Origin of the sequence: Tardiphaga sp. (genome assembly GCF_028290785.1) — a bacterium.
In the GTDB taxonomy this organism is placed as follows: domain Bacteria; phylum Pseudomonadota; class Alphaproteobacteria; order Rhizobiales; family Xanthobacteraceae; genus Tardiphaga.
In genome coordinates, this window is sequence record NZ_JAQGJD010000022.1 from 1 (window position 1) to 2867 (window position 2867).

The window sequence follows — 2867 nt, forward strand, 5'->3', positions numbered from 1 at the left end:
CAGTCGCGCATCGACGACGCCTTGCGAAAGGTCGCCAAGCTCAAAGCGAGCTGAGTGCCCTGCCCTACACCAGCCGGCTCTGCGCCGCCGCCGCCTTGATGAAGGACGCGAACAGCGGATGCGGCTCGAACGGCCGCGACTTCAGCTCCGTGTGGTACTGCACGCCGATGAACCACGGATGTTTCTCGTATTCGACGATCTCCGGCAGCACGCCGTCCGGCGACAGGCCGGAGAAGCGCAGGCCGTGCTGTTCGAGGCGATCCTTGTAGGCGGTGTTGACCTCGTAGCGATGGCGATGGCGCTCGGAGATCTCCAGCGCGCCGCCATAGATTTCGGAGACCTTGCTGCCCGCGCGTAGCGCCGCGGGATAAGCCCCGAGCCGCATGGTGCCACCGAGATCGCCGGCATTGTGGCGTTTCTCGAGTTCGTTGCCGCGCAGCCATTCGGTCATCAAGCCGACCACCGGCTCCGACGTCTCGCCGAATTCGGTGGAGTTGGCGTCGGGAATGCCGCCGAGATTGCGCGCCGCCTCGATTACCGCCATCTGCATGCCGAAGCAGATGCCGAAATACGGCACCTTGCGTTCCCTGGCGAATTGCGCCGCGCGAATTTTGCCTTCGGCGCCGCGCTGGCCGAAGCCGCCGGGCACCAAGATGCCGTTGACGTGTTCGAGGAACGGCGCCGGGTCCTCGTTCTCGAATACTTCGCTCTCGATCCAGTCGAGGTTGACCTTCACCTTGTTGGAAATGCCGCCGTGGGACAGCGCCTCGGTCAGCGACTTGTAGGCGTCCTTCATGCCGGTGTACTTGCCGACGATGGCGATGGTCACCGCGCCCTCGGGATTGCGGACGCGCTCGTTGATGTCGTGCCAGCTCTGCAGCGCCAGCGGCGCCTTCGGCGTCAGGCCGAACGCGGCCAGTACCTCGTCGTCGAGGCCGGCGTCGTGATAGGCCTCGGGCACGGCGTAGATGTTGTCGACGTCGCGCGCCTCGATCACGGCGCTCTCGCGCACGTTGCAGAACAGCGCCAGCTTGCGGCGCTCTTCCTTCGGAATCTCGCGGTCGCAGCGGCACAGCAGGATGTCCGGCTGGATGCCGATCGATCGCAGTTCCTTGACTGAATGCTGGGTCGGCTTGGTCTTCAGCTCGCCGGCGCTGGGGATATAGGGCAGCAGCGTCAGGTGCAGGTAGATGGCGTCGCCGCGCGGCAGGTCGTTCTTGATCTGGCGGATCGCCTCGAAGAACGGCAGGCCCTCGATGTCGCCGACGGTGCCGCCGATCTCGCACAGCACGAAATCATAGGCGTCGTTGCTGTCGAGGATGAAATCCTTGATGGCGTTGGTGACGTGCGGGATCACCTGGATGGTGGCGCCGAGATAGTCGCCGCGGCGTTCCTTGGTGAGGATGTCCTGGTAGATCCGGCCGGTGGTGATGTTGTCGGCCTTGGTGGCCGGACGTCCGGTGAAGCGCTCGTAATGGCCGAGATCGAGGTCGGTTTCGGCGCCGTCGTCGGTGACGAACACCTCGCCGTGCTGGTACGGCGACATCGTCCCGGGATCGAGGTTGAGATAGGGATCGAGCTTGCGCAGCCGGACCTTGTAGCCACGCGCCTGCAGCAGGGCGCCGAGCGCCGCTGAAGCCAGACCTTTGCCGAGCGAGGAAACCACGCCGCCGGTGATGAAGATGTACCGCGCCATGGGGCTCAACCTTTAAGGCTCGCAACCCGATTCGCAAAAGCGAATCGCAACCATCCGGGAAACTTCGGATAGGCTGTGGGTGACTTGAAATTCAGAGTGAATACAATCCCTTGATGGGGACTGCTGATGCAGAACGGAAGACACCGTTCTGCATGGCCATGCTGCATTATTGCGAACGCGGCGCCTGCGGGCCGGATGGGGCCTGCTGTTCGTCCGACTTCTTCAGCGAATCCAGCAGTCCGCCCGAGGTCGGCGGCGCCAGGGCGCCACCGGGCTGCGAGACCGGCGCGGTGGTGCCGTTGATGATCGAGGTCGGCTTGCGCTCGTAGCCGGCTAGCCACGACAGGAACAGGCTGGTCACGAAGAAGCCGACCGCCAGAATACCGGTGGTGCGCGTCAACAGGTTGGCCGTGCCGCGGCTCGACATGAAGCCGCCACCACCGCCGCCACCGACGCCCAGGCCACCGCCCTCGGATTTCTGCAACAGCACCGCCGCGATCAGGGTCGCGACGATCATGAGATGGATGACGATAACAACGCTCTGCATCGGGTCCTTCCATCGCAAGCACGCCGCGCCGCTGGCCGGCTGCAATCGTCGCTTGCGGGGTTTTGAAGTCGTGGGCTGTCTACACGATATAATGGGGGATTGTCACCCCCTGCGGCAGTCGCTTTGGACCTCTCCCGGGTGAAGGGAACGCTCTCCGGGTAAATCGAGACGTCCCTCGAATTCCACGCTCTGGAGGGAGCTATGGGCACCCCGCCGCAATCGCCAGGAAATCCGCCGCTTTCAGGCTGGCGCCGCCGACCAGGGCGCCGTTGACGTTGGCTACCGCCATCAGTTCGGCGGCATTGGAGGGCTTGACCGAACCGCCATAGAGGATGCGGATCGCGGTGCCCTCGCTTCTGAAGCGTTGGACGAGATGCTCGCGAATAAACGCATGGACCTGCTCGACATCCTTCACCGTCGGCGTCAGCCCGGTGCCGATCGCCCAGACCGGCTCGTAGGCCACGACCAGGTTGCCGGAAGTGGCGTCGTCGGGCAGCGAACCCGCGAGCTGGGCGCCGCACACGTCGAGGGTCTGGCCGGCGTCGCGCTGTGCCTGGGTCTCGCCGATACAGACAATGGCCGTCACCTTGGCGCGCCAGGCGGCCTGCGCCTTTTGCCGCACCA

3 protein-coding genes are annotated in these 2867 nt (G+C 64.7%); all 3 read right to left on the minus strand.

Features of this window, described 5'->3' with window-relative positions; genetic code table 11:
* Nucleotides 1–64: 64 nt before the first annotated feature.
* Nucleotides 65–1696: a CTP synthase gene (locus JWR89_RS01410; RefSeq protein WP_299710818.1), complete on the minus strand. Its 1632-nt coding sequence runs from the start codon at nucleotides 1694–1696 to the stop codon at nucleotides 65–67.
* A gap of 166 nt (nucleotides 1697–1862) precedes the next feature.
* Nucleotides 1863–2243, minus strand: a complete 381-nt coding sequence (secG, locus tag JWR89_RS01415; RefSeq protein WP_299710821.1) for a preprotein translocase subunit SecG — start codon at nucleotides 2241–2243, stop codon at nucleotides 1863–1865.
* A gap of 199 nt (nucleotides 2244–2442) precedes the next feature.
* The coding region (locus tag JWR89_RS01420; protein WP_299710823.1) for a triose-phosphate isomerase at nucleotides 2443–2867 on the minus strand (425 nt) is incomplete at its 5' end.